Raw genomic sequence first — 22,499 nt, 5'->3', positions numbered from 1 at the left:
TCCTAGGCTGACGGGATGCGTTGCAGGGCGTTGTTCAGCCCCGATATCGTCAAAGTGCGATAGGCAGCGGCGACCGAGTCGGCGAAGCCGGGCCAGCGTGCCAGTCGGGGAGGAAACACGGCCTCCACGGCCAGAAATGCGGCGACCAGCGACTCGGTATCGTCGCCGTGCGTCTCATGCAGACTGGCAAAGGTGACCGCCAAGGGATCGTCCACCTCATGCACCTTGCCATTCAGGTTACGACCTGCCGTATAGCGGATCCAGGCAGCGACACCCAGTGTCGTACAAGGCACGTCGGCACCCGCCTCGAGGCGAGCTAGTGCACCATGCAGCCAGCGTTGGGGCAATTTCTGGGAACCATCCATGGCGATCTGTTGCAGACGATGACGCAGGCTGTCATTGGCAAAGCGTTCGAGCAACGAGTCCGTATAGGCGGCCAGATCCGTCCCCGCCGGCATCTGTAGGGTCGGTGCGGCCTCGTTCATCATGTACTGGCGCAGCAGCGCGACCAAGGCGTCGCGATTGACGGCATCGAATACCGTCTCGATACCGTCGAGCGCCCCCAGATAGGCCAGCAGCGAATGGCTCCCATTGAGCATCCGCAACTTCATGGTTTCGAAGGGCGCCACCTCATCGACCATCTCCACGCCGTCGGCTTCCCACGCCGGACGCCCCTGCGGAAAGTCGTCCTCGATGACCCATTGAGCGAATGCCTCCCCGACCACGGCGTTGGGGTCCTCGATTCCCAAGCGCTCGAGGCGCTCGGCATCGGCGTCCGTCATGGCCGGTACGATACGGTCGACCATGCTGCCGGGAAATGCCACGTAACGGTCGATCCACTCGGCCAGGTCGGCATCGTGCATGGCCGCCAGTTGAACGACCGCAGCACGAGTACGCCGACCATTGTCGGGCATGTTGTCGCAACTCAGGACGGTGAACGGGGCCAGGCCGGCGGCACGCCGGCGGGCCAGCGCGGCGACCAGTATGCCCGGTGCCGTACGCGGCTGTTCAGGAGACACGATATCGGCCGCGATCAGCGGATCATCATCCAGCAAGCGCCCCTCGGCCGGGCTCAGGAAATAGCCCTTTTCCGTCACCGTCAGCGTCACGATGCGCACATTCGCATCACTCATCCGCGTCAATAGCGAATTCAGATCCCGACCCCATTCACCCGACGCGTCGCGGCCGGTGAACAGCGTGTCCTCGATGACGCCGATTTCTCGGAGCGTCACGTTCTCGCTGTCGGCATATTCAGCCACATGATAACGATAGCCGGCGGTCCTGAGACGGTCGACCAACCCGACATTGCCCCTCAGGTTGGCGCTACAGATGCCCCATTCGCCGTCACCGGTGCGTTGACGATAACGCTCGAGGTAGACCGTCTGATGGGCCCGATGAAACGCCCCCAAACCCAAGTGCACGATACCGATATCACCGGACGGCCCGGCCGCCTCGTGATAGCTCACATGAACGCCGGGCTCGTTGTCGCTTGCCATGTCGTCACTCTCCCAGAATCAGGTTCGGCAGCCACAAGGAAAAGGCTGGCACATAAGACACCAGTAGCAACACCGCCAGGTTGCAGATCAGAAACGGTACGATGGCGTGGGCGACCTTGAGCATGGGCAGGTTGCCGATGCCGGAGACCACGAAAAGACACACGCCCACCGGTGGCGTGGTCAATCCAATCATCAGATTGAGTACGGCCATCACCGCAAAATGTACTGGATCCATGCCGACACCGGTCGCCACCCCCATCAGGGCGGGGAACAGGATGATCAAGGCGGCAATCGTTTCCATGAAAGTGCCGACGAACAACAGGATCAGGTTGAGGATCAGGATGACCACGATCGGATTGTCACTGACCGTCAGAATGAGATCCGCCAGCATCTGCGGCACCTGCTGGGTGGTCATGATCCAGCCGAACAGGTTGGCCAAGCCGACCAGCAACAGCAGAGCGGATGACGTCAGTACGGTATCGAGCAGGATCGACGGCAGCTTGCGCCAGCTCAACCCCTTGTAGACATACATGCCCACGACCAGCGCATAGAGACTGGCCACGATCGACGCTTCGGTGGGCGTGAAAAAGCCGCCGATAATGCCGTACAGAATGATCGCCGTCATCATCAGTGCCCAGAAGGCGGTGCGCCCCTCACGCAGCAGATGACGAAGTGTCGGTTTCTGCTCCTTGGGATAGCCGCGTCGCACCGCCAGCAGATAGACCGTCACCATCATCGCCAGGCCCAATAACAGCCCGGGGATGGCTCCGGCCAGGAACATGCGGCCGACCGACACGCCCGTCAGCGAGCCGGCGATGATCATCGGTACACTGGGAGGAATGATCGGCCCGATGGTCGACGACGCCGCGGTCACTGCGGCCGAGAAAGGCTTGTCATAGCCGGCTTTCGACATCCCCGGAATCATCACCGAGCCGATACTGGCCGCATCGGCCACGGCGGTACCGGATATGCCACCGAAGATCATCGACCCGCCAACGTTGGCCAGCCCCAGTCCACCTCGAATATGACCGACGACGGCATTGGAAAACCGTACGATATGCTCGGTAATGTTACCCACATTCATCAGGTTGCCGGCCAGAATGAAGCCGGGGATGCATAGCAACACGAACGTGTCGATCCCCGAGTACATCCGCTGGGGCACCACCGTCAGCGACATGCCCTCGAGCAGCAGAAAGCTCATCGAGGCAATACCGAGCGAGAAGGCAATGGGAATGCCTGCCAGCAGCAGGACCAGGAAGACGCCGAACAGCAGGAGCATTTCCATCAGGACGTCTCCCTATCAGTAACGGAGGGGTGACGCATCGCAACGACACCTTCGATAAAGCCAATGACGCTGTAGAACACCACCACGGAGAACAGCACAACGGTGGAGAAGAATACGTAGATCATGGGAACCCGCAGTGTCGGGGAGGTCTGCCAGGCACCGTTTTCGGCATAGACCCAGGCATAAGGTATGGAGATCGCTGCAAAGCTACCGACCAGCAGGCAAATCAGCACCTGATACCCGGCTCGACCCCGCGGCCCCAGCCAATGATGGAACAATTCGACACTGACATTGCGTTGATGGCGGATCACCAGTCCGGCCGCCAACGCGACCATGTAGATAAATAGATAGCGCGATAGCTCTTCCGTCCAGGAAATGGCGAACGGCAATGCCAAACGCCCGACGATCTGTAATATGACGGTGCCGGCGATACCGACCAGCGCCAGTGTCGCCAGCCAAGCGAACAGGGTGTCGAACCATCCGATGACACGCCCGAAGGTACCCCCCAACTTGGGCACCGACGACAACACATCCAGCTCGTCGATCACCTGTCGGTCGGGCGTCTCGACACCTGCTCCCTCCACGTTCTGCTCCTGGCCTCGGCGAGAGTCCATAAACACTCCTCGTGACGCACGGCCCTTTCAAGGGCCACTACAAAGGCAGGTGGGCAGCCGTAGCCACCCACCTGCCAGCGGCATCAAAGCTCCTGAATCGCTTCGAACAGCTCGATCTGCTCATCATTCAGTGACTCTTCAACGACAGGGCGTGCTTTGTCGGCGAAGGCCTCCTGATCGACCTCGACGAATTCCATGCCACGTTCTTTCAGGTCTTCCTCGAGACGCTGCTGATCCTCTTCGAACAGCTCGGCTTCGTATTCCTGCATCTCCTGACCCGCCTCGAGAACCACCTCCTGCAGGTCTTCAGGCATCTCATCGAGCTGCTTCTTGCCGATCACGACATAGATCCAGCTACGTACGTGCCCAGTCTGGTTCACATAGTCCTGAACCTCATAGAAGCTTGCGCTCTCGATCAGGCTCAATGGGTTTTCCTGAGCATCGATAGTGCCTTGCTGGAGTGCGGTGAAGACCTCACTGAATGCCATCGGCGTCGGGCGAGCACCCAGCCCTTCCCAGGTATCGACGAACAACGGCACATTGGGCACACGCAGCTTGAGGCCATCGAGATCGTCAGGATGGGTAATCTCGCGATTGGAGGTCAGATGGCGCGTCCCCCGCTCGAACCAGGCGATCGGCACCAGGTTGGCCTGTTCGGTGATCTGTGCTTCGATCTCCTCACCGACCTCGCCTTCCACCGCTTCATGTAGATGCTCGGAATCCCGGAACGCGTACGGCACGGCCATCATGGCCGCCTTCGGCGCCCAGTTCTGCAGGCTTTCACCGGTAATCGTCATATCGGCATTGCCGAGTTGGATGCTGTCAATGACATCCATTTCGTCGCCGAGTTGCTCATTGGGATACAACTTGACTTCGATCTGGCCATCCGAGTTCTCCTCGACTTCTGACTTGAAGCGTTCCGCTGCCTGGTGCCATATGTTGTCTTCGTTGGCGAGATGGCCGAATTGCAGGGTGTAGTCAGCAGCCATAGCCGCCTGGGCACCGAACAGGGCGGTCCCGAGAACAGCACTGGTTATCATCGGTTTAATCATGGCGTTTCTCCTAGCACTGGTGATTTGTGTTGTTGACGTTCGTGCGTGGTTGCAGTGAATGTCGCCCGTCAGGCACCGATATCGATCAGTACCTTGCGAGCCTTCTCGGGCTGATGATCGAGCATCTCGATCGCCTCCGGCATGTCCGCCAAGGCAATGCGGTGGCTCACCAGCCCCTGCGTATCCAGGCGGCCCGTGGCCATGAGTTCGATCACCTCCGGAAACTTGCGGTTGTTCAAACGCGAGCCGACCAGTGTCAGCTCTTTCTTGATCACTTCCAGCTGGACCAGATCGCTGGGTGTCGGGTTGAAACCGAGCAACCCGATTCGGCCGGCCGCCGAAGCGATACGCAGCATTTGCGGCAACAGGGCAGGAACGCAGGCCGCATCCGCGATCAACGGCATGCCCTCCCCCTGGGTCAGCGTCTCGACTTCCGCTTCGACATCCTGCTGCTGGCCGTTGAACGTACGCGTCGCCCCCAGTTCCCGGGCTGTGGCCAGACGCGCCTCGAGCACATCCGTCACGGTGATATCCTCGATCCCCAGCGCCTGAGCCATTTGCAGAATGGTCAAACCGATCACACCGGCACCGAAGATCAGCAGGCGGTCACCGGACACTGGCTGCATGCGATCCAGCACATTGGCGGCAATCGTGTAGGGCTCCACCAACGCGGCCGCATCGAGACCCAGGTGCTCCGGCAAGCGATGAGCATTGGCCGCCGGAATGTTGACGACCTCCTCGAAACCGCCATTGCGATGCACCCCGACCACTTCCATATCGGTACAGACATTGGGACGCCCTACCCGGCAGGGGTAGCAGTGCCCGCAGTTCACCACCGGATCGACACAGACTCGATCGCCTACGGCAATGCCATCGACGCCCTCACCCACGGCATCGATGACACCGGCAAACTCATGGCCGGTGATCCGCGGGAATCGGACGAAGGCATTGTCGCCATGGATGATGTGCATGTCCGATCCGCAGATACCCGCATAGGCGACCCGAACCAGCACTTCACCAGGCGCCGCAACGGGGCGATCGACATCGGTGATGGCGTAATCGTAAGGGGCGGTAACCTGAAACGCTTTCATGGAAAAATCACCTCGTTACCAGTGCCAGAGCGTGCCGTCTTCCAGACGATTGACCGGCAGGCTGGCACGTTGATAGGGATAGCGAGCCGCGAGCGACTCATCGATATCGACGCCGTGCCCCGGAGACTCACCGACCAGGAAGTGGCCGTCCTCGAAGCGATAGTCATGGGGGAAAACCTCATCGGTGAGGCGGTCGTGGGGCATATACTCCTGCACGCCGAAATTGGGCACCCAGGTATCGAAATGGATCGCCGCCCCCAGACAGACGGGAGACAGGTCGGTCGGACCGTGAAAACCGGTGCGCACATGATAGAGACCGGCCAGATCGGCCAAGCGGCGCATGTGGGTGATCCCGCCGGTGTGAGTGAGCGAGGCGCGGATGTAGTCGATCCACTGGTTCTCGATCAACTCCTTGGCGTCATACAGGCTATTGAATACCTCGCCGACAGCCAGCGGCGTGGTGGTATGCTGACGAATCAGGCGGAAGCCTTCCTGATTCTCGGCGGGAACACAGTCCTCCAGCCAGAACAGGTGGTAAGGCTCGACCTCTTTCCCCAGACGCGCCGCCTCGATCGGTGTCAGGCGGTGATGAACGTCATGCAGTACATGCAGGTCGTCGCCAAACCGCTCGCGCACGGCGGCGAACAGCTTGGGGACATGATTCAAATACTTGGCGGTACTCCACACATGCTCCGCCGGCACATCCGAGTCGGCGGGTTCATAGCGCTCCCCCGCACGCTTGGCGACTCCATAAATGCTGGCGATACCCGGCACGCCCGCCTGCACACGCACCGCACGATAGCCCTCGTCGACATGTCGGGCGACTTCCTCCAGGCAGGCGTCGATGTCACGCCCCGTGGCATGGCCATAGACCATCACCCGTTCCCGGCTCTTGCCACCCAGCAGTTGATACAGCGGCATACCGGCAGCCTTGGCCTTGATATCCCACAACGCCATATCCACGGCGGCAATGGCGCTCATGGTCACCGGCCCTCGACGCCAATAGGCGCCACGGTAGAGATAATGCCAAATGTCCTCGATACGCTGGGGGTCACGTCCGATCAGCGTGGGCACCACATGCTCCTCGAGATAAGCGACAACGGCCTGCTCTCGACCGTTGAGCGTGGCATCGCCGATCCCGTAAACCCCTTCGTCGGTCACGATCTTGAGCGTGACGAAATTGCGGCCTGGCGCCGTGACGATGACGTAGGCCTGCTCGATCCTCATGACACCGCTCCTCGTTCCGGTTGGGCCGATACGTCGAACATGGCGGGAAAGCGCTGTACCAACTCCGGCAATGACTGCAGAATTTCGCGCTGATGCACACGCATGGCGGCTTCGGCGGCATCGCCATCACGACGGTCGACCGCCTCGACGACGGCAGCGTGCTGGTCGATCAGCTTACGAATCGGCGTACTGTCGGGAACACTGAGATAACGCACCCGATCAAGCTGTGCCTTGACCTCTTCAGTGACCTTCCAGGCCACCTGTTGATCGACGCCCAGCGCCAGCGTCCGATGAAATGCCTCATCGAGCAGGAAGAAGCGGTCGTAGTCTTCGGGATCGACACAGCGACGCTGACGCTCGATCAACTCATGCAACTCATCCAGCGCACGTGGCTTCATGCCTTCGACCGCCGCCTCGCGGGCAACCGCCACTTCAAGCGCTTCACGGACGAAACGGGCTTCCAGCACGGCTTGCCGGGAGATGCGAATCACGTACGTGCCGCGTTGCGGACGCACTTCCACCAGGCCGGCTTCCGAAAGGCGAATGAATGCCTCCCTTACCGGCTGACGGCTGATCGCGAGTGTATCGGCCAGCTCTTTCTCCGACAGTGCCTGACCAGGAGCCAACACCATCCGAATGATTGACTGTCGAAGCACCTGATAGAGCCGTTGGCGTACCGACCCATCATCAGCGCTGTCCTGCCACATGGCCTGCAAGGCAGAGTTCATGGCTTCCCCTCACCTCATCGAAAGGCAACAACGGTTGCCTCCCTCGATTTCTGATATGACTAGTATGGTAGTATGGCAACAAATCGCAACGCCATGGATATACCACTTTGGTCGCAGGTAGAATCACCGACCGAGTCGAGACGTTCGAGAGCGAAAAAGTTAGGGAACACTGTTCAAAAAAAGTGAAAATTGGTCTTTAATTATGGGCAAGGGCTGCCGATATCTAGCAATATAGGGAAGACAACGCAGGATAGAATGGCATGCGCCCACGACAGTGCAACGAGGCTTGTTGATGACCACTCCACGATGTCTGCTGTTCGATTGTGACGGCACGCTGGTCGATAGCGAACCGCTACTGGCCGCTGAAATGGCTGCCAGCCTCAACACCTTGGGCCTCCCCTTCACGGCCAACGACTACATCACCGAGTTCCGTGGCGCCCGCTTCAAGAACATCATTCACGAACTCCAGCAGCGTCATGGCAGCATTGACCCGGACCGTCTGCAACATACCGAAAGCGAAATGCGCAGCAACCTCGCCCAGCGCATGGCGACCGAGCTGACGCCCTTGCCCGGCGTCATCGAAGCACTCGACAGCCTTTCGGACTATCCGCGCGCCGTTGTCTCGAATGGCCCGGAAACGAAGATTCGCAACGGCCTGGAGGCGACCGGTCTCAGCCACTACTTCGGCGACCGGCTGTTCAGCGGTTATACCGCCAACTGCTGGAAACCCGACCCCTGCCTGTTCCTGTATGCCGCCCGAATGATGGGATTCGATCCCGAAGAGTGCATTGCCATCGATGACTCCATCGTCGGCGTGGAAGCCGCTCTGGCCGCCGGCATGATCGTGATCCACCTGAACCGCTATCCGGATGCCGAAGAAACACCGGATGGCGCCATCCCGATCAGCAACATGCATCAGCTCCCCACCATCGTCACCCATCTGGTGCGCACTGAAGCGGTGACGACCTGATATCGTGAACGGGCGTGACGCGCTATCATGCGCCCATCATGCCGTGAGCCAGGAGTCAGGTATGCCATCACTACAGGATCAACTGCGAGGCTTGGTCTATTCCACTGATGAAGGCCAGTTATGTCCGGACTGCCGCCGACCGGTCGATGAATGCGAATGCCAGGATCGTGCCGAGCAGGAACGGCTCGCCGACCTTGACGGTATCGTGCGGATTCGCCGTGAAACCAGTGGACGCAAAGGCAAGGGGGTCACGATTGTCGACGGTGTGCCGCTTCCCACCGAGGAGTTGAAAGCGCTGGCCAAGGCTCTCAAGCAGCGCTGTGGTACCGGAGGCGCCCTCAAGAATGGGGTGATCGAGATCCAGGGGGATCAACGCGATACGCTCAAGCGAGAGTTGGCAAACCGTGGCTTTACCGTCAAGCTGGCCGGCGGCTGACATCAACCCGCAACAGGAGAGCAAGATGCCCCGACGCCTTTTCCGCCTTGTGACTTTACTTTTGTCGTGCTGGCTGATGATCAGTCTTGCCGCCTGTGCCGGCGGGCCACGGTTCGAGACATTGGACGTGCGGGTCGACAGCGAGGAACCGATCGACACCGATGACGATGCCGAATTACGCATCAACCTGATCGACGACACCGAGAACGAGCGCCGGGTCATCGCCGAGAACCGTATGGAGCGCCTCGGTGATCCTCCCTACACCGCCACTCTGCGGTATGATGCCAGCGCCATCGACAGCGACAGCCGCTATGTGCTGCGTGCTGAATTGCGCCAGGACGGCCGATTGACCCACGCCGAAGATGAGCCGGTTCCGGTATGGGATGGCGGAGACGATCAACTCCCCACGATCAAGCTGGTTCCCTTGCCGCGCGACTCGGATGGCGGTAATTGACGACAATGGAGACCGCATCAGCGCATCATCCGGACCCGAGCATCCGGATCAGCGCGGACAACCCTCGTCCCGCCGGCGCTGCGACCTTGAGGGTGTAAAGGTCGTCAGCCCGTGTACGCCCCAGGTTCAGGCAGGCAATCGGTTTGCCGGCCTGGGCACAGGCACGGGCGAACCGATACCCGGAAAACACCATCAACGACGACCCCACGATCAACAAGGCATCGGCGAACTCCAGCGACCGGTAGGCCTTATTGACGACAGCCGACGGCACACTGTCACCGAAGAAAACGACGTCCGGTTTCCATATGCCGTGACTACAGTGTGAGCAATCGGGGACCAGAAAACCGGAAAAGTCGGCTTCCAGATCGGCATCGCCATCCGGGCCTGCCCGGGCCCCGGCATCAAGCCAATGCGGGTTGCGGTCAGCCAGTTCCGTATGCAGATCATGTCGCATACGCCGTGCACCGCAAGACATACAGCGCACGATATCGGCTCGGCCATGCAGGTCGATCACCCGCGTCGAACCGGCCTGTTGATGCAATCCGTCGACATTCTGGGTGATCAGGCTTCCTATGCGCCCCAGTTGCTCAAGACGGGCCAGGGCATGATGCGCCGGACCGGGACGAGCCCCTTGTAGTGCGCGAAAACCAATCAGCGCCCGGGCCCAGTATCGCTGTCGTGCCGCATGGCTGGACATGAACACCTGATGCGACATCGGCGGTGAACGTTTCCAGTCCCCCTGATCGTCACGATAATCGGGGATTCCACTTTCCGTGCTAACGCCGGCGCCTGTCACCACGGCCAGACGCGGATGACGTGCAACGAAGGCGGCGAGCGCCTCGATATCGGCATCGGCGATGAGCGGGCTCTCGGGCTGTGACATACATGATTTCCGACACGTGTTAACGACGATAATGGCCCCAAGCAGGCATGCTTGGCTAGAATGTAGGCTCACTGACATACTCTCGGGCAAGGAAACCCCGCGATGGCCTGGCTGGAATACCTATTACCGCTGATCTTCCTGCTCCCTCTGGGCGCCATGGCGGTCATCGTGGTCTTTCTGCGCAACCTTCACGATGCCAGAGTACGCTCCCCGTTCGATGCGCACCAGCTACGCGAGCCCGGCCAGGCACTGCGCGATCGCCTTGACCGCGCGTTCGCCGGCCTGTTTCTCGATGGCTCCCTCGGCCCGATCGTCATCCTGGCTCCCCTGGTCTACGGCATGGGTCGTATGCTGTTCGCCCGTGAGCAGGACTGGATCGAATGGGGGCTCTACGGCGTGCTCACCACGATTCTCGCGCTGGTCTTCTGTTTACTGCTGATCCGGGACTTCCAGCGCATCCGCCGTCTCAAGCTGGGGCTGGCCTGTGAGCTCGCTGTCGGCCAGGAGCTCGAGCGCCTGGTCCGGCCCGATGCGCACCCCTACGTCATTTTTCACGACATCCCGGCGGATACGTATACCATCGACCATGTCGCCGTGACGCCGCACGGCGTCTTCGTTATCGAAACCCGTGCCCGCACCCGCCCACTCGATGCCACCGGCCAGGAACGCAACCGGGTACGCGTCGAACGCGAACAGCTGCATTTTCCCGGCTGGAAAGAGCGCCGCCCGTTACGCAAGACCCGGCAAGCCACCCAGTGGCTGCGACAATGGTTGGCACGCGAATGCAGCACCAATATCCCGGTACAGGGGGTTCTCGCCCTGCCCGGCTGGGTCATCGATACGCGTCACGGCCCCGACGATCTACTGGTGGTCAGTGGCGACCACCTGGCCGATGATCTCCGCCGGTTACCGACCGGTGACATGACCGACCAGCTCCATGATGAGGTCATTCGCGCCCTGATGAAGCGCGCCGCTCTGGTTGACGAATTACGCCATCTCCAGACGCCATCGGTGTAACCCATCCGACTCACATCGATGCGATGCGGACACGTGGTGCACATTCACCGGGACGCAGCGGAACCAGTGACTCCGTGGCCGGAAACGCATCGAGCCGCTCGGCATCGATACCGATTCGAATCTCGCTGAGAATGCGATTGCCTCTTCCCCGACAGGCCAGGTGCAGAGCTTGACCGGTACCTTCGCCAAACGACGACTCGAACACGGCGATCAAATCGTTGATGGCAACGTCACTCCCCCGGTTGATCACGACAAAATCCACGAACGCACTGTCATTGAAGCGCGCCAGAAGTTCGACCGCTCGCGCGAAGTACGCCTCTTCGGGCAACGACAGGCAGGCCGCATGCTTGGCATATTGATAGTGATCCAGGCAGCTCTCGCGACCCGGCATGGCATCAGCCAGATCGTTGGACAAGGCGTCAGGCAGCGCCGGTGCGGGGTGGGCACAAAATCCCCCGTCGGGCCGTGAATCCTCGATGAAACAGCCATCCTGCCACCAGCGCCGGCGGTCGATGCCCCGCTCGGCCAGACGGGCCGGCAGTGACGGCCACAGGCCATGCAACACGAAACCTTCGGCACTCGATTCGTCAGGGTCACGACATTCGTCACGCGACTGCCCCTGAGTGGCGCAGAAGCCGGGATGCCAGGTCAATGCCAGGGTATAATGATCCACGCCCTCAACATCCAGCGAGCCGGTGCCGTCCCCCTGAACGGCCGAGCCCCATCCCCAGCAAAGCAGCAACAGAATGACCGGCAGGCCACGATGCATCGCTCAGTCTCCCTTGAGGCGTCCTCCCATTTCCTGAGCCAGATCCACGGCAAAGTGATCGGTCATGCCACCGATGAAATCGAGCATTCGCCGATAACTGTCATAGAGACTCCAGGAGGGACGCGGTGTATTTTCGCCGATCAGGGCGAGTACCCGCTGGTGTTTGAAGGAGGAGTGACCGGTATAGTGCAACTCGTGGGCGGCGCCGATGAAGGCTTCGAGCAGGATACCCAGTGTCGTGTAGGCACCGATCTCCAGCTTGGCCTTGCGCTCGTTCTGGAAGATACGCTCCCGCGCCAGCCGCTTGGCGGCACCGACCCCCCACCCGAGATCGGGATGGCACAGCTCCAGCAGGTCCTCCTTCAAGGCGCCATTGAGGAGCTCCTGTTCATGCTGCACGAACACCTCGGCCACATCCGTGACCGCGCGCTCCATCGCCGCCCCGCGTAGCGCCGCGATACGACGACGCTGAGAGACACCGTCACGTTCCATCGACTCGTAGTCCGCCGGCACCCCACCTGCGATGTGCATCAGCACTTCGGTGACTTCCTCGAAGCGCAGGATATCCATTTCCAGTCCGTCCTCGAGATCAAGCAACGCATAGCAGATGTCATCGGCCGCTTCGACCAGCCAGGCCAGCGGATGGCGACACCAGACCCAGTCACCGCGCGACTTGAGACCAAGCCGCCTGGCGACCTCGGCAAGCAGATGTTTCTCGGATTGATAACTGCCGAACTTGCCGGCGGCACCACCATACTCCACCGTCCAGGGATACTTGAGCAGCGTGCCCAGCGTTGCTCCCGTCAGACGCATTCCCCCGCGGAACTGGTTGTATTCGATCTGGGTGACGATACGGAACCCCTGCGCGTTCCCCTCATACGTCAGCAGGTCGGCACGCTCGGTGTCGGAGAGACCATCGAGCAGTCCGTCCGGCTCCTGATCGGCACGTTTGAACCAGTCGCGTATCGCGTATTCACCGGCATGGCCGAACGGGGGATTGCCGATATCATGCGCCAGGCACGCCGCTTGCACGATCACGCCGAGATCGGCCGGCGTGATCCAGTCGGGCAGACGATGACTGAGCCCTTCACCGACCATCATCCCCAGCGAGCGCCCGACACACCCGACTTCGAGCGAATGCGTCAGTCGCGTGTGGATATGGTCGTTGTCGGTCAACGGATGAACCTGGGTCTTGCGCCCCAGGCGACGGAACGAACCGGCGAAAACGATCCGGTCATGGTCCTTGTGGAACGGACTGCGTCCGATTTCTTCCCGCGAGCCCCGCGGTTTATCGTTGAGACGGGTCGGTGCCAGCAGCCGTTCCCATTGCATTTGGGTCATGAGCTTTCTCTCCTTGAGAGGCCCATTCTGGCACCGCTTGGCCGTCGTTTGCCACGGTCAATGCGCCCGAGTGAACGAGAGCCGCGTTCAGTCGCTGTCCGCCAGCGCCGGCAACAGCACCTTCACCTTACGAGTCAGGGTATTGCGTCCCCAACCGAGCAACTCGGCCGCCTCTCCCTTGCGTCCGCCGGTATGTTTGAGCGCCGTTTCGATCAGAATACGCTCGAAGTCGGGCACGGCCTCCTCGAGCAGATGCGTATGGCCGGCAGCCAGAGCGCGATCGGCCCAGTCGCGAAAGGCGGCACGCCAATCGCCGGCAGCAGCTTCCTCGTCATCGGCCTGGCGCAGCTCCGGTGGCAGATCGTCCACCAGGACTTCCCGGCCCGAGGCCATGACGGTCAACCAGCGGCAGGTGTTTTCGAGCTGCCGCACGTTGCCTGGCCAGGGAAGGCGGGTCAGATGCTGCTCAGCCTCCTTGGTCAACACCTTGGATTCGGTGGCCAGCTCCTTGGCGGCTTCGGCCAGGAAATGCTCCGCCAGCCGGGGAATATCCTCGCGACGTTCGGCGAGTCTCGGCAGGTGGACGCGAATGACGTTGAGACGATGGAAAAGATCCTCACGGAAGCGCCCCTCCTCGACCAGGGTTTCCAGATTCTGGTGAGTCGCGGCAATGATCCTCACATCCGCCTTGACCGACATATGGCCGCCCACCCGGTAGAATTCCCCATCGGCCAGCACGCGCAGCAGCCGGGTCTGGGTATCCGGCGGCATATCGCCGATCTCGTCGAGGAACAGAGTGCCCCCGTCGGCCTGTTCGAACCGGCCCCGCCGCTGCGCCGTGGCACCGGTGAACGCGCCCTTTTCATGGCCGAACAGTTCCGACTCCATCAGGTCCTTGGGTATCGCCGCCATGTTCAGGGCGATGAACGGCTTGTCGGCCCGCGGGCTATGCTGGTGCAACGCTTGAGCAACGCGCTCCTTGCCCGTTCCCGATTCACCATTGATCAGTACCGTGATATGAGACTGCGAAAGTCGACCGATGGCACGGAACACCTCCTGCATGGCGGGCGCTTCGCCGATGATTTCCGCCGACAATCCCTCCGGCGCCCGCGCCGGACTCTGTCGTTCACGAGCATGGGCCACGGCGCGCCGAACCAGCGACAGGGCCTCATCGACATCAAAAGGTTTGGGCAAGTACTCGAACGCACCGCCCTGATAGGACGCCACGGCACTATCCAGATCGGAATGGGCGGTCATCACGATGACCGGCAAATCCGGGTACGCCTCGCGGACCTGCGCCATGAGATCCAGCCCGTCCAGTCCCGGCATGCGGATGTCGGTGAGCAGGACCTCAGGCGGGTCCTTGAGCAAGCTGTCCAGCGCGGCATCGCCACGCTCGAAGCTCTCCACTTCCAGATCCGGCTGGGCCAGGGCACGTTCCAGTACCCAGCGAATGGCACGATCGTCGTCCACGATCACGATACGTGCGGTATCTTCAGTCATCAGAGCCTCCAGCAGCGGCAGTCCTCGGCGTCTCCAGGGGAATCAACAGACGAAACTCGGTTCGTCCGGGATGGGAATCGCATTCGATCAATCCTTGATGCTGATGCAGTATCGACTGAGCGATGGAAAGTCCCAGGCCGCTCCCTTCGGCGCGACCTGACACCATGGGATAGAACAACGTCTCACGCAGTGACTCGGGAATGCCGGGGCCATTGTCGATGATTGCGACTTCGCACACTAACCGATGACGTTCGGCACCCAGCGTGAACTGGCGTCGCGCGCGAGTCCGCAACATCAGGGTCGGCTGCTCGATCCCACTCTCTTCCATCGCTTCCACGGCATTGCGCGACACATTGAGCACCGCCTGGATCAACTGCCCTTCATCGCCGGAGAGCTCCGGTAGGCTGGGATCATAGTCACGAATCACTTCGACCTCGGCATGCTCGGCGATCAACAGTGTCCGCACCCGCTCCAACACCTTGTGGATATTCAGCGGTTCATGCTGTTCCAGCCGATTGGGACCGAGCATCCGGTCGACCAGATCGCGCAGGCGATCCGCCTCCTCGACGATGATATGCGTAAACTCGGCCAACTGTGGGTCAGGCAGGTCCCGTTCCAGCAATTGAGCGGCGCCACGTATCCCGCCAAGAGGATTCTTGATTTCATGGGCCAGCCCGCGCGAGAGCACCTTGATCGTTTCCTGACGGGCGATCAGCGCCTCCTCGCGGGAGATACGCAGCAAACGATCACGCGGCTCGAGCTCCAGCAACAACTCGTCATCGGAGAGCGGTGTCACGGTGAAATCGACAGTCACGGCGTCGCCCCCGGGAATGAGCAACTGTGCTTCCCGCTGGGTGAATGGATGAAAGTCGCGCCGGGCCTTGGCCAGCACAGACGCCACTTCACCTTCCAACCCGGCCAGACTGTCCAGCCAGGTACCCTGCACCCGTCCCAGACTGACCGCGAGCATGGCCTCCGCCGCAGGATTCATCCAGCGCACACGCAAGGTACCGTCGAGCAACAAGACAGCCGTGGTCAGATGTTCCAGCAAGCGTTGATACATGGTGCGTCCCGGTTAAATGGCATTCACTATTGATGTGCAAGAAGCGCGCCAGCATGGCCCCCTCCGACAATGGCGGGTTCATCGCGGTGCAACAACCCTCAATGCACCATTTTAGTGCACATGTAGGCGGCTATCGATCACGAACCGCGCATCCTGAACCCTCCATACGCTACCGGATGGCACTCACTTCAATGACCGATCGGGGTTGTTGGGATTGGCCGGTAGATTGATGCCGGCACGCTGCACATACAGCGTTACCGGTTTGCTCCGCTGCAACACCTTGCCATCGGCATCGAGCAGTTCTGCCTCGAGGGTATGCTCGCCACGCACCAGACCGGATAGAGACAATGACCGAGCATGCGCCGGGGAATGGCGGACCTCACCATCGAGTCGCAACTGGATACGATGCGATTCATGCAATGCCGGTGCGACGGCGAATTCCACCACGACATCACCCGCCTGACCGGTCGGCAGAGTCGCTTCATGCTCAGGCGCGACGATGCTGAATGCCGAGTAGGATGTTGGTGGTGGCTCGACATGTTCATCATTTTCAAGCCCACCGATAGCTACCCTGGAAACGGGCAGGACCGCCGACGGCTGGGGGATATCGACACGTTCACTGCCGCTCTGCGGCCGATCGGTGAACAGTACTCGCCCCTGTTCGTCGATGACTCGATAGATTGCGCTCTCGGCATGAGCCGACAGTCCATGGAGAGTGATCATCCCCACCATCACCAGGCGGCGATACGGTTCTCTTCCCAACGGCATTGACACCCTCCCTGGGTCAATCATCGCCATGCGTCCGTCCCATGCAAAGGGCCCCGCCAATGCGGGGCCCTTGACCATCGGACATGTCGATGCGTCAGTACATCAGCAGCTGTAGTACAGGTCGAACTCGACCGGATGCGTGGTCATGCGCAGACGTTCGACATCCTCGCCCTTGAGTTCGATATAGGCGTCGATCATCTCATCGGTGAAGACATTGCCTTCGGTCAGGAAGCTGCGATCATCGTCGAGCGCCTGCAGGGCCTGTTCGAAACTCTCGGCCACGGTCGGAACCGCCTTGCCCTCTTCAGGCGGCAGGTCATACAGGTTCTTGTCCATGGCGTCGCCCGGATGGATCTTGTTCTTGATACCATCGATACCGGCCATCAACATCGCCGAGAAGGCCAGGTAGGGGTTGGCGGTCGGATCCGGGAAGCGGAGCTCGACGCGCTTGCCTTTCGGACTCGCAGTATAGGGGATACGAATGGACGCCGAACGGTTGCGGGCGCTGTATGCCAGCATGACCGGCGCCTCGAAGCCTGGCACCAGTCGCTTGTAGGAGTTGGTCGAGGCATTGGCAAAGGCATTCAGGGCACGTGCGTGCTTGATGATGCCGCCGATATAATAGAGTGCCGTCTCGGAGAGGCCGGCGTACTGGTCACCAGCGAACTGGTTCTGGCCATCCTTCCAGAAGGACTGGTGGACGTGCATGCCACTGCCGTTATCACCAACCAGCGGCTTGGGCATGAAGGTCGCCGTCTTGCCGTACGCGTGGGCCACGTTGTGGATCACGTACTTAAGCTCCTGAACCTCGTCAGCCTTCTTGACCAGGGTATTGAACTTGACGCCGATCTCGTTCTGACCGCCGTTGGACACCTCGTGGTGGTGGACTTCGACATTCTGGCCGATCGCCTCGAGGGTGTTACACATGGCGCTACGAATATCGTGGAAGCTATCCACCGGCGGGACCGGAAAATAGCCGCCCTTGACGCGCGGACGGTGCCCCAGGTTACCACCTTCGACACTGCGGTCGGTCGCCCAGGCGCCTTCTTCGGAGGTCACCTTGTACATGGCGCCTTCGATATCGGCTTTCCAGTGCACCTCATCGAAGATGAAGAACTCGGGCTCGGGACCGAAGAAGGCGGTATCGCCCAGACCGCTGGACTGCAGGTAAGCTTCGGCACGCTTGGCGATGGAGCGCGGATCCCGCTCGTAGCCCTGCATGGTGGCCGGCTCGATGATGTCGCAACGCAGGACCAGGGTCGCGTCTTCGGTGAACGGGTCGAGATAGCCGGTCCCATCTTCCGGACGCAGGATCATGTCGGACTCATTGATGCCCTTCCAGCCGGAAATGGAGGAACCATCGAACATCTGCCCTTCTTCGAAGAATTCCTCGTCGACATCCCTGGCCGGAATGGTGACGTGCTGCTCTTTACCTTTGGTATCGGTAAACCGTAGATCGACCCACTTGATGTCATGTTCTTCGATCAGGGCGAGGGTCTTCTCAGACATGTTGTCCTCCACATTAAGGCTCAAATCGTTGGCTTGCGTGTCCAGCGTCGTTTGTAGCATGCCCCGGGCAACTTGCCCACGACGTTATGACAAACGCTATCGGATAGTGACGCTACCGAGTGTAATGCAGGCAACGTGCCAAAATGGCGCACAAGGGGGTAAAAACCCTTGTCAACACTACGTTTTCAACAAGTTACCGTCCGGCTCTCACGTCCGTAAATTCACTGTCATGCTTCCTTGAGTGCAGAAACGCACCAAGAATGAGCAAATCACTCCGAGACTGCACAAGATTAGTGCACTACATGTGCTGCCTGGTGGTTCAACTGCAGCATTCGAGGTCAACTCTCTGCATGAGGACAGGGCAAGCAGCATCAAAAAAATCATTCAGAAAACAATTGATACTTTATGAAACCAAAGACTACTATTTATTACATAAGCGGTTCGGTTTCCCATTCGATGGCCAGCACGAGCCGCACCACTCATTGCAACCCGGTTCATGAGGGTGGTGGCTGCAACTCATCGACGACGGATGCACTCAAATACAGTGATATTGCAACGTTTACACAAGGTGGCAACGTCGATGAATGGCTACTGCATCATCGTAGACACCGGGCTCATGGCATCCCGCTTGCCCCGGTGTCTAGCCACGCTCAGAAATGCCATTCAGCATTTCCCGGGGCGCACCGATGTGCGTGTCGTCAGCCACAGCCATAACGCGCGTCTTGCCACCTTGAGTCGGCGGTTCGGCGCCCGCTTCGAAGCCTTTGAACAGGGGTCTATCGGCGCCCGGGGCAACGCTGCCGTCAGTCAGAGTCCGGGCGAAGCCCTGGTCTTTCTTGCTCCACGCAGCAAGCTCGGCACCAACTGGCTCAGCGATGCTGACCGTCTGCTCAGCGAGCATGCCTGGGATGCCGTCGTGTTCAAGGCACCACGCCACGACAGGACGCGTGGCCTGAGACGCCTCTGGCGTACACCGTTGATGCCCGGCACGCTATGTGTTCGGCGGCAGTGGTTCGAGCGTATCGGCGGTTTCGACCCCACGCTCGACGATACCGCTTACCAGGATCTCATCGACCGTTTGCGGGCCTGTCAGGCTCGTGTGATAGAAGTCACCCTGTAACCCGATCGGCGCCTACCCATCACCACAATAACCGATACACTGGTAGAAAGACTCCCTAGAGGAGCAACGCCATGCAAGGACTCGAACTGACACGGGATATCGCCCAGCGACTGCGGGGCCATTGGCGACGTAGCATGACGGAGCCGCTGCGCGGTCGCAGCGCCATCCTGGTACTGCACCGGGTTCTCCCGGACGAACAGGAAGCGAGACGGCCGCATCGTGCGCCTTACTGCCTCGGCCCCGAGAGCTTCCGCCATTTGCTGATGAGTCTGGTCGAGGTCGCGCGGATCGTCAGTCTCGACACAGCGCTCAAAGCGCATCGCGATCCGCGTGCCTGTATTGCGCTGACGTTCGATGACGGTTGGCGGGACACGGCCGAGACCGCCGCCCCGGTCCTCGACCACTATGCCTTGCCGGCAAGTATCTTCGTCAGTACCGGCTTGCTCGGCAAGCCGCGAGGTTTCTGGTGGGAAGTGCTGGCCGAAGGGCTCTGGTCGCGGCAACGCCTCGACCTGATCCGCGATACGCTGGGCGATGCCGGCCTGCCACTGCCTCCCATGCCGCCGGCTCACCCGGATGATGCCTACAGTCGTGCCCTGCTGCGTTATCTGACGACCCTGCAACAAGCGCCGCCGACCAAGCTGGATGCCGCCACCGACCACCTGCACCGCGAACTCGGTCAAATACCGCATGGGCTCGATCCGTTCAGCGTGCGACGCCTGGAAGCCAGTGGGCTGTTCCGCTTCGGGGCACATGGCGTACGTCCTCACCCGCTCGACATACTCGATGACCGGGCGGCCAGCTTCCAGATCCGCCGCTCCCGACGGGACCTTGCCAAACTGTGTCGCGCGCCGCTGGATGCCTTTGCGTTCAGCGACCCACACCCCTCATCCCGCCTCAAGCAGTTGGCCGGCCGTTGCGGTGTCAGTACCGGCCTGGCGGGCAACGGTGGCTGGTTGAGCCATCATGACGATCCGCTGGCCCTGCCACGTATTCCCATCAGCCAGCCGGTCGCCCAAAGTCCCGGCCGTCTTTATGACTGGCTGTTGGGCCACTTGTAATCCGGGGTCGTCATCAAAAGCCATATTCCGCCTCGGGGTACTAGTCGAGGACGGGGCGCACACCCTATAATGCGCGCACTTTTCGCAGCAGGATCCCGACGTGATCGAGAAACTTCGCAACATAGCCATCATCGCCCACGTCGACCACGGCAAGACCACCCTGGTCGACAAACTGCTCCAGCAATCCGGCACCCTCGACCGCAAGGCCGAGGGACAGGAGCGCATCATGGACTCCACGGACCAGGAAAAGGAGCGTGGTATCACCATCCTGGCCAAGAACACGGCGATTCGATGGCAGCCCCCCGGCGACGACCAGCCCTACCACATCAATATCGTCGACACCCCGGGACACGCCGATTTCGGCGGCGAAGTCGAGCGCGTCATGTCGATGGTCGACTCGGTGCTGCTGCTGGTGGATGCCGTCGACGGCCCCATGCCGCAGACGCGCTTCGTGACCCAGAAGGCCTTCAATCAGGGGCTCAAGCCGATCGTCGTGGTCAACAAGATCGACCGTCCCGGTGCACGTCCCGACTGGGTGATCGATCAGATATTCGATCTGTTCGACAATCTCGGCGCCAGCGACGAACAGCTCGACTTCCCGATCATCTACTGCTCGGCCCTGGACGGCGTGGCCGGTCCGGACCCCGACCGATTGGCCGACGACATGACGCCGATGTTCGAAACGATCGTCGATATCGTCGAGCCCCCCAAGGTCGAACTCGATGGTCCATTGCAGATGCAGATCTCGGCACTGGACTACAACAGCTATGTCGGTGTCATCGGCCTCGGGCGGATCACCCGTGGCGCCGTATGTCCCAACCAGCAGGTCACCGTCGTCAATGCCGAAGGCCAGACACGGCGCGGCAAGATCGGCCAGGTCATGACTCACCTCGGCCTGGAACGGGTACAGACTGACCAGGCAACCGCCGGGGACATCGTCTGCATCACCGGTATCGACGACCTGGCGATCTCCGACACACTCTGTGATCCAGCGGCGGTGGACGCGCTGCCGGCCCTGACGGTGGATGAACCTACCGTCTCCATGACCTTTCAGGTCAACGATTCGCCGTTTGCCGGCCGCGACGGCAAGTACATCACCAGCCGCAATATCAAGGAGCGGCTGGAACAGGAATTGATCCACAACGTCGCGCTGCGTGTCGAAGAGGGCGATTCGCCGGAGAAATTCAAGGTTTCCGGTCGTGGCGAGTTGCACCTGTCGGTGCTGATCGAATCGATGCGTCGTGAAGGCTACGAACTCGCCGTGGGGCGCCCCGAAGTCATCATTCGCGACATCGACGGTGAAAAGCAGGAACCGTACGAGGAAGTGATCATCGACTGCGAGGAGCAGCATCAAGGGGCGATCATGGAGGAACTCGGTTATCGCAAGGGCGAGCTTTCCAACATGCAGCCCGACGGCAAGGGCCGGGTACGGCTGGATTTCATCATTCCGGCACGTGGCCTGATCGGCTTCCGTGGCCAGTTCCTGACCTTGACCTCCGGCACCGGCATCCTGACCAGCCGCTTCGACCACTATGGCCCGCTAAAGCCCGATGCGTCCATTGAACGTCGCAACGGGGTCCTGATCTCGATGGTCGATGGCAAGGCGCTGACGTATGCGCTGTTTGCCCTTCAGGATCGCGGCAAGCTGATCGTCGACCACGGCACCGAAGTCTATGAAGGCATGCTGGTCGGCATCAACAATCGTGCCGACGACATGGTGGTCAATCCCACCAAGGCCAAGAAGCTCGATAACATGCGCGCTTCCGGTAACGACGAGAACATGGTGCTGACACCACCCATCCGGTTCACGCTCGAGCAGGCCGTCGAGTTCATCGATGATGACGAACTGGTCGAAGTCACGCCCAACCACCTTCGCTTGCGCAAGAAGTATCTCAAGGAGCACGAACGCAAGCGCGCCAGCAAGAAGTAAGCTATTCCACTCATCACCGACGCCCTGCCAAGGGTGTCGGTGATGGGATTCGCGATATCGCCAAGCCGCTGTATACCTGCCGATCGGCCAACCCTCCAGGGCAACGATGCTATTGACTTGCAATTTAATCATTTGATTAATACGCTGACTCACAGCCCTGGATGTTCATTCCGAGAACCGCC

General features: G+C 60.5%; 21 protein-coding genes. 7 read left to right on the top strand and 14 right to left on the bottom strand.

Translation table 11 applies throughout. From position 1 onward, the window contains the following. Nucleotides 1-2: 2 nt before the first annotated feature. The 7 genes from BLW01_RS15850 to BLW01_RS15820 all read right to left on the bottom strand — a co-directional run bounded on the left by BLW01_RS15850 (nucleotide 3) and on the right by BLW01_RS15820 (nucleotide 7,493). Nucleotides 3-1,496, bottom strand: a complete 1,494-nt coding sequence (locus BLW01_RS15850) for a mannitol dehydrogenase family protein (protein ID WP_092571470.1) — start codon at nucleotides 1,494-1,496, stop codon at nucleotides 3-5. Nucleotides 1,497-1,500: 4 nt separating this feature from the next. Then, nucleotides 1,501-2,781: a TRAP transporter large permease gene (locus tag BLW01_RS15845; protein WP_092571468.1), complete on the bottom strand. Its 1,281-nt coding sequence runs from the start codon at nucleotides 2,779-2,781 to the stop codon at nucleotides 1,501-1,503. Next, entirely contained in the window at nucleotides 2,781-3,395 is a 615-nt protein-coding gene (locus BLW01_RS15840) for a TRAP transporter small permease (RefSeq protein WP_092571466.1), read from the bottom strand. The genes BLW01_RS15845 and BLW01_RS15840 overlap by 1 nt, the downstream gene beginning before the upstream one ends. A gap of 83 nt (nucleotides 3,396-3,478) precedes the next feature. Next, on the bottom strand, nucleotides 3,479-4,447 hold the full coding sequence (locus BLW01_RS15835) for a TRAP transporter substrate-binding protein (RefSeq protein WP_092571464.1): 969 nt from the start codon (nucleotides 4,445-4,447) through the stop codon (nucleotides 3,479-3,481). Between the two features lie 68 nt (nucleotides 4,448-4,515). Continuing rightward, nucleotides 4,516-5,538 (bottom strand): Zn-dependent oxidoreductase, encoded by a 1,023-nt coding sequence (locus tag BLW01_RS15830; RefSeq protein WP_092571463.1) that lies wholly within the window; start codon nucleotides 5,536-5,538, stop codon nucleotides 4,516-4,518. A 15-nt stretch (nucleotides 5,539-5,553) separates the two neighbouring features. Continuing rightward, a complete protein-coding gene (gene manD, locus BLW01_RS15825; protein WP_092571461.1) occupies nucleotides 5,554-6,765 on the bottom strand; it encodes a D-mannonate dehydratase ManD in 1,212 nt (403 codons plus the stop codon). After that, nucleotides 6,762-7,493 (bottom strand): GntR family transcriptional regulator, encoded by a 732-nt coding sequence (locus BLW01_RS15820; RefSeq protein ID WP_092571459.1) that lies wholly within the window; start codon nucleotides 7,491-7,493, stop codon nucleotides 6,762-6,764. The genes manD and BLW01_RS15820 overlap by 4 nt, the downstream gene beginning before the upstream one ends. A gap of 292 nt (nucleotides 7,494-7,785) precedes the next feature. Here BLW01_RS15820 and BLW01_RS15815 point away from each other — a divergent pair, with 292 nt between their 5' ends. From BLW01_RS15815 to BLW01_RS15805, 3 genes are all read left to right on the top strand, one after another. Beyond that, the gene (locus BLW01_RS15815) at nucleotides 7,786-8,463 is read left to right on the top strand and encodes an HAD family hydrolase (protein ID WP_092571457.1); all 678 of its coding nucleotides are present in this window, start codon (nucleotides 7,786-7,788) and stop codon (nucleotides 8,461-8,463) included. A 61-nt stretch (nucleotides 8,464-8,524) separates the two neighbouring features. Further along, nucleotides 8,525-8,899 (top strand): translation initiation factor Sui1, encoded by a 375-nt coding sequence (locus tag BLW01_RS15810; protein WP_092571455.1) that lies wholly within the window; start codon nucleotides 8,525-8,527, stop codon nucleotides 8,897-8,899. Nucleotides 8,900-8,924: 25 nt separating this feature from the next. Then, nucleotides 8,925-9,353 (top strand): YbaY family lipoprotein, encoded by a 429-nt coding sequence (locus tag BLW01_RS15805; protein WP_092571454.1) that lies wholly within the window; start codon nucleotides 8,925-8,927, stop codon nucleotides 9,351-9,353. Between the two features lie 25 nt (nucleotides 9,354-9,378). On the opposite strand, the gene BLW01_RS15800 is transcribed toward BLW01_RS15805, so the two are convergent. Next, the gene (locus tag BLW01_RS15800) at nucleotides 9,379-10,236 is read right to left on the bottom strand and encodes an NAD-dependent protein deacetylase (RefSeq protein WP_092571452.1); all 858 of its coding nucleotides are present in this window, start codon (nucleotides 10,234-10,236) and stop codon (nucleotides 9,379-9,381) included. Between the two features lie 102 nt (nucleotides 10,237-10,338). On the opposite strand from BLW01_RS15800, the gene BLW01_RS15795 reads away from it, so the two are divergent. After that, nucleotides 10,339-11,253 (top strand): nuclease-related domain-containing protein, encoded by a 915-nt coding sequence (locus BLW01_RS15795; RefSeq protein ID WP_092571450.1) that lies wholly within the window; start codon nucleotides 10,339-10,341, stop codon nucleotides 11,251-11,253. A gap of 10 nt (nucleotides 11,254-11,263) precedes the next feature. Here BLW01_RS15795 and BLW01_RS15790 read toward each other — a convergent pair whose 3' ends face one another. From BLW01_RS15790 to glnA, 6 genes are all read right to left on the bottom strand, one after another. After that, nucleotides 11,264-12,022: a ribonuclease T2 family protein gene (locus BLW01_RS15790; protein ID WP_092571448.1), complete on the bottom strand. Its 759-nt coding sequence runs from the start codon at nucleotides 12,020-12,022 to the stop codon at nucleotides 11,264-11,266. Between the two features lie 3 nt (nucleotides 12,023-12,025). Then, entirely contained in the window at nucleotides 12,026-13,363 is a 1,338-nt protein-coding gene (locus BLW01_RS15785; RefSeq protein WP_092571446.1) for a deoxyguanosinetriphosphate triphosphohydrolase, read from the bottom strand. Between the two features lie 87 nt (nucleotides 13,364-13,450). Further along, nucleotides 13,451-14,866, bottom strand: a complete 1,416-nt coding sequence (gene glnG, locus BLW01_RS15780) for a nitrogen regulation protein NR(I) (protein WP_092571444.1) — start codon at nucleotides 14,864-14,866, stop codon at nucleotides 13,451-13,453. Next, nucleotides 14,859-15,929 carry a nitrogen regulation protein NR(II) gene (glnL, locus tag BLW01_RS15775; RefSeq protein WP_092571442.1) on the bottom strand — a complete coding sequence of 357 codons (1,071 nt, stop codon included), beginning with the start codon at nucleotides 15,927-15,929 and terminating at the stop codon, nucleotides 14,859-14,861. The genes glnG and glnL overlap by 8 nt, the downstream gene beginning before the upstream one ends. Before the next feature lie 183 nt (nucleotides 15,930-16,112). Next, the gene (locus BLW01_RS15770) at nucleotides 16,113-16,697 is read right to left on the bottom strand and encodes a DUF4124 domain-containing protein (RefSeq protein WP_092571440.1); all 585 of its coding nucleotides are present in this window, start codon (nucleotides 16,695-16,697) and stop codon (nucleotides 16,113-16,115) included. A 102-nt stretch (nucleotides 16,698-16,799) separates the two neighbouring features. Beyond that, nucleotides 16,800-18,206: a glutamate--ammonia ligase gene (gene glnA, locus BLW01_RS15765; RefSeq protein WP_092571438.1), complete on the bottom strand. Its 1,407-nt coding sequence runs from the start codon at nucleotides 18,204-18,206 to the stop codon at nucleotides 16,800-16,802. Nucleotides 18,207-18,786: 580 nt separating this feature from the next. Between glnA and BLW01_RS15760 the strand changes: the two genes are divergently transcribed. From BLW01_RS15760 to typA, 3 genes are all read left to right on the top strand, one after another. After that, nucleotides 18,787-19,326, top strand: a complete 540-nt coding sequence (locus BLW01_RS15760; protein ID WP_092571436.1) for a glycosyltransferase family protein — start codon at nucleotides 18,787-18,789, stop codon at nucleotides 19,324-19,326. A 71-nt stretch (nucleotides 19,327-19,397) separates the two neighbouring features. Further along, complete coding sequence (locus BLW01_RS15755) at nucleotides 19,398-20,387, top strand: polysaccharide deacetylase family protein (protein WP_092571434.1); 990 nt, start codon at nucleotides 19,398-19,400, stop codon at nucleotides 20,385-20,387. Nucleotides 20,388-20,487: 100 nt separating this feature from the next. Next, entirely contained in the window at nucleotides 20,488-22,317 is a 1,830-nt protein-coding gene (gene typA, locus BLW01_RS15750) for a translational GTPase TypA (protein WP_092571433.1), read from the top strand. Nucleotides 22,318-22,499: the final 182 nt, after the last annotated feature.

It is taken from the genome of Aidingimonas halophila, from assembly GCF_900106955.1.
In the GTDB taxonomy this organism is placed as follows: domain Bacteria; phylum Pseudomonadota; class Gammaproteobacteria; order Pseudomonadales; family Halomonadaceae; genus Aidingimonas; species Aidingimonas halophila.
The sequence above is the reverse complement of the archived record's forward strand: the minus strand, read 5'-3'. Positions and strand labels throughout refer to the sequence as shown.

Bases quoted from the DNA above. Each gene is read 5' to 3' on its own strand.
- BLW01_RS15790 (WP_092571448.1), bottom strand. From the start codon at position 12,022: ATGCATCGTGGCCTGCCGGTCATTCTGTTGCTGCTTTGCTGGGGATGG.
- glnG (WP_092571444.1), bottom strand. From the start codon at position 14,866: ATGACTGAAGATACCGCACGTATCGTGATCGTGGACGACGATCGTGCC.
- BLW01_RS15835 (WP_092571464.1), bottom strand. From the start codon at position 4,447: ATGATTAAACCGATGATAACCAGTGCTGTTCTCGGGACCGCCCTGTTC.
- BLW01_RS15770 (WP_092571440.1), bottom strand. From the start codon at position 16,697: ATGCCGTTGGGAAGAGAACCGTATCGCCGCCTGGTGATGGTGGGGATG.
- BLW01_RS15785 (WP_092571446.1), bottom strand. From the start codon at position 13,363: ATGACCCAAATGCAATGGGAACGGCTGCTGGCACCGACCCGTCTCAAC.
- BLW01_RS15755 (WP_092571434.1), top strand. From the start codon at position 19,398: ATGCAAGGACTCGAACTGACACGGGATATCGCCCAGCGACTGCGGGGC.
- glnA (WP_092571438.1), bottom strand. From the start codon at position 18,206: ATGTCTGAGAAGACCCTCGCCCTGATCGAAGAACATGACATCAAGTGG.
- BLW01_RS15815 (WP_092571457.1), top strand. From the start codon at position 7,786: ATGACCACTCCACGATGTCTGCTGTTCGATTGTGACGGCACGCTGGTC.
- BLW01_RS15840 (WP_092571466.1), bottom strand. From the start codon at position 3,395: ATGGACTCTCGCCGAGGCCAGGAGCAGAACGTGGAGGGAGCAGGTGTC.
- BLW01_RS15820 (WP_092571459.1), bottom strand. From the start codon at position 7,493: ATGAACTCTGCCTTGCAGGCCATGTGGCAGGACAGCGCTGATGATGGG.
- BLW01_RS15845 (WP_092571468.1), bottom strand. From the start codon at position 2,781: ATGGAAATGCTCCTGCTGTTCGGCGTCTTCCTGGTCCTGCTGCTGGCA.
- glnL (WP_092571442.1), bottom strand. From the start codon at position 15,929: ATGTATCAACGCTTGCTGGAACATCTGACCACGGCTGTCTTGTTGCTC.
- BLW01_RS15760 (WP_092571436.1), top strand. From the start codon at position 18,787: ATGAATGGCTACTGCATCATCGTAGACACCGGGCTCATGGCATCCCGC.
- BLW01_RS15850 (WP_092571470.1), bottom strand. From the start codon at position 1,496: ATGGCAAGCGACAACGAGCCCGGCGTTCATGTGAGCTATCACGAGGCG.
- BLW01_RS15810 (WP_092571455.1), top strand. From the start codon at position 8,525: ATGCCATCACTACAGGATCAACTGCGAGGCTTGGTCTATTCCACTGAT.
- BLW01_RS15830 (WP_092571463.1), bottom strand. From the start codon at position 5,538: ATGAAAGCGTTTCAGGTTACCGCCCCTTACGATTACGCCATCACCGAT.
- BLW01_RS15800 (WP_092571452.1), bottom strand. From the start codon at position 10,236: ATGTCACAGCCCGAGAGCCCGCTCATCGCCGATGCCGATATCGAGGCG.
- BLW01_RS15805 (WP_092571454.1), top strand. From the start codon at position 8,925: ATGCCCCGACGCCTTTTCCGCCTTGTGACTTTACTTTTGTCGTGCTGG.
- BLW01_RS15795 (WP_092571450.1), top strand. From the start codon at position 10,339: ATGGCCTGGCTGGAATACCTATTACCGCTGATCTTCCTGCTCCCTCTG.
- manD (WP_092571461.1), bottom strand. From the start codon at position 6,765: ATGAGGATCGAGCAGGCCTACGTCATCGTCACGGCGCCAGGCCGCAAT.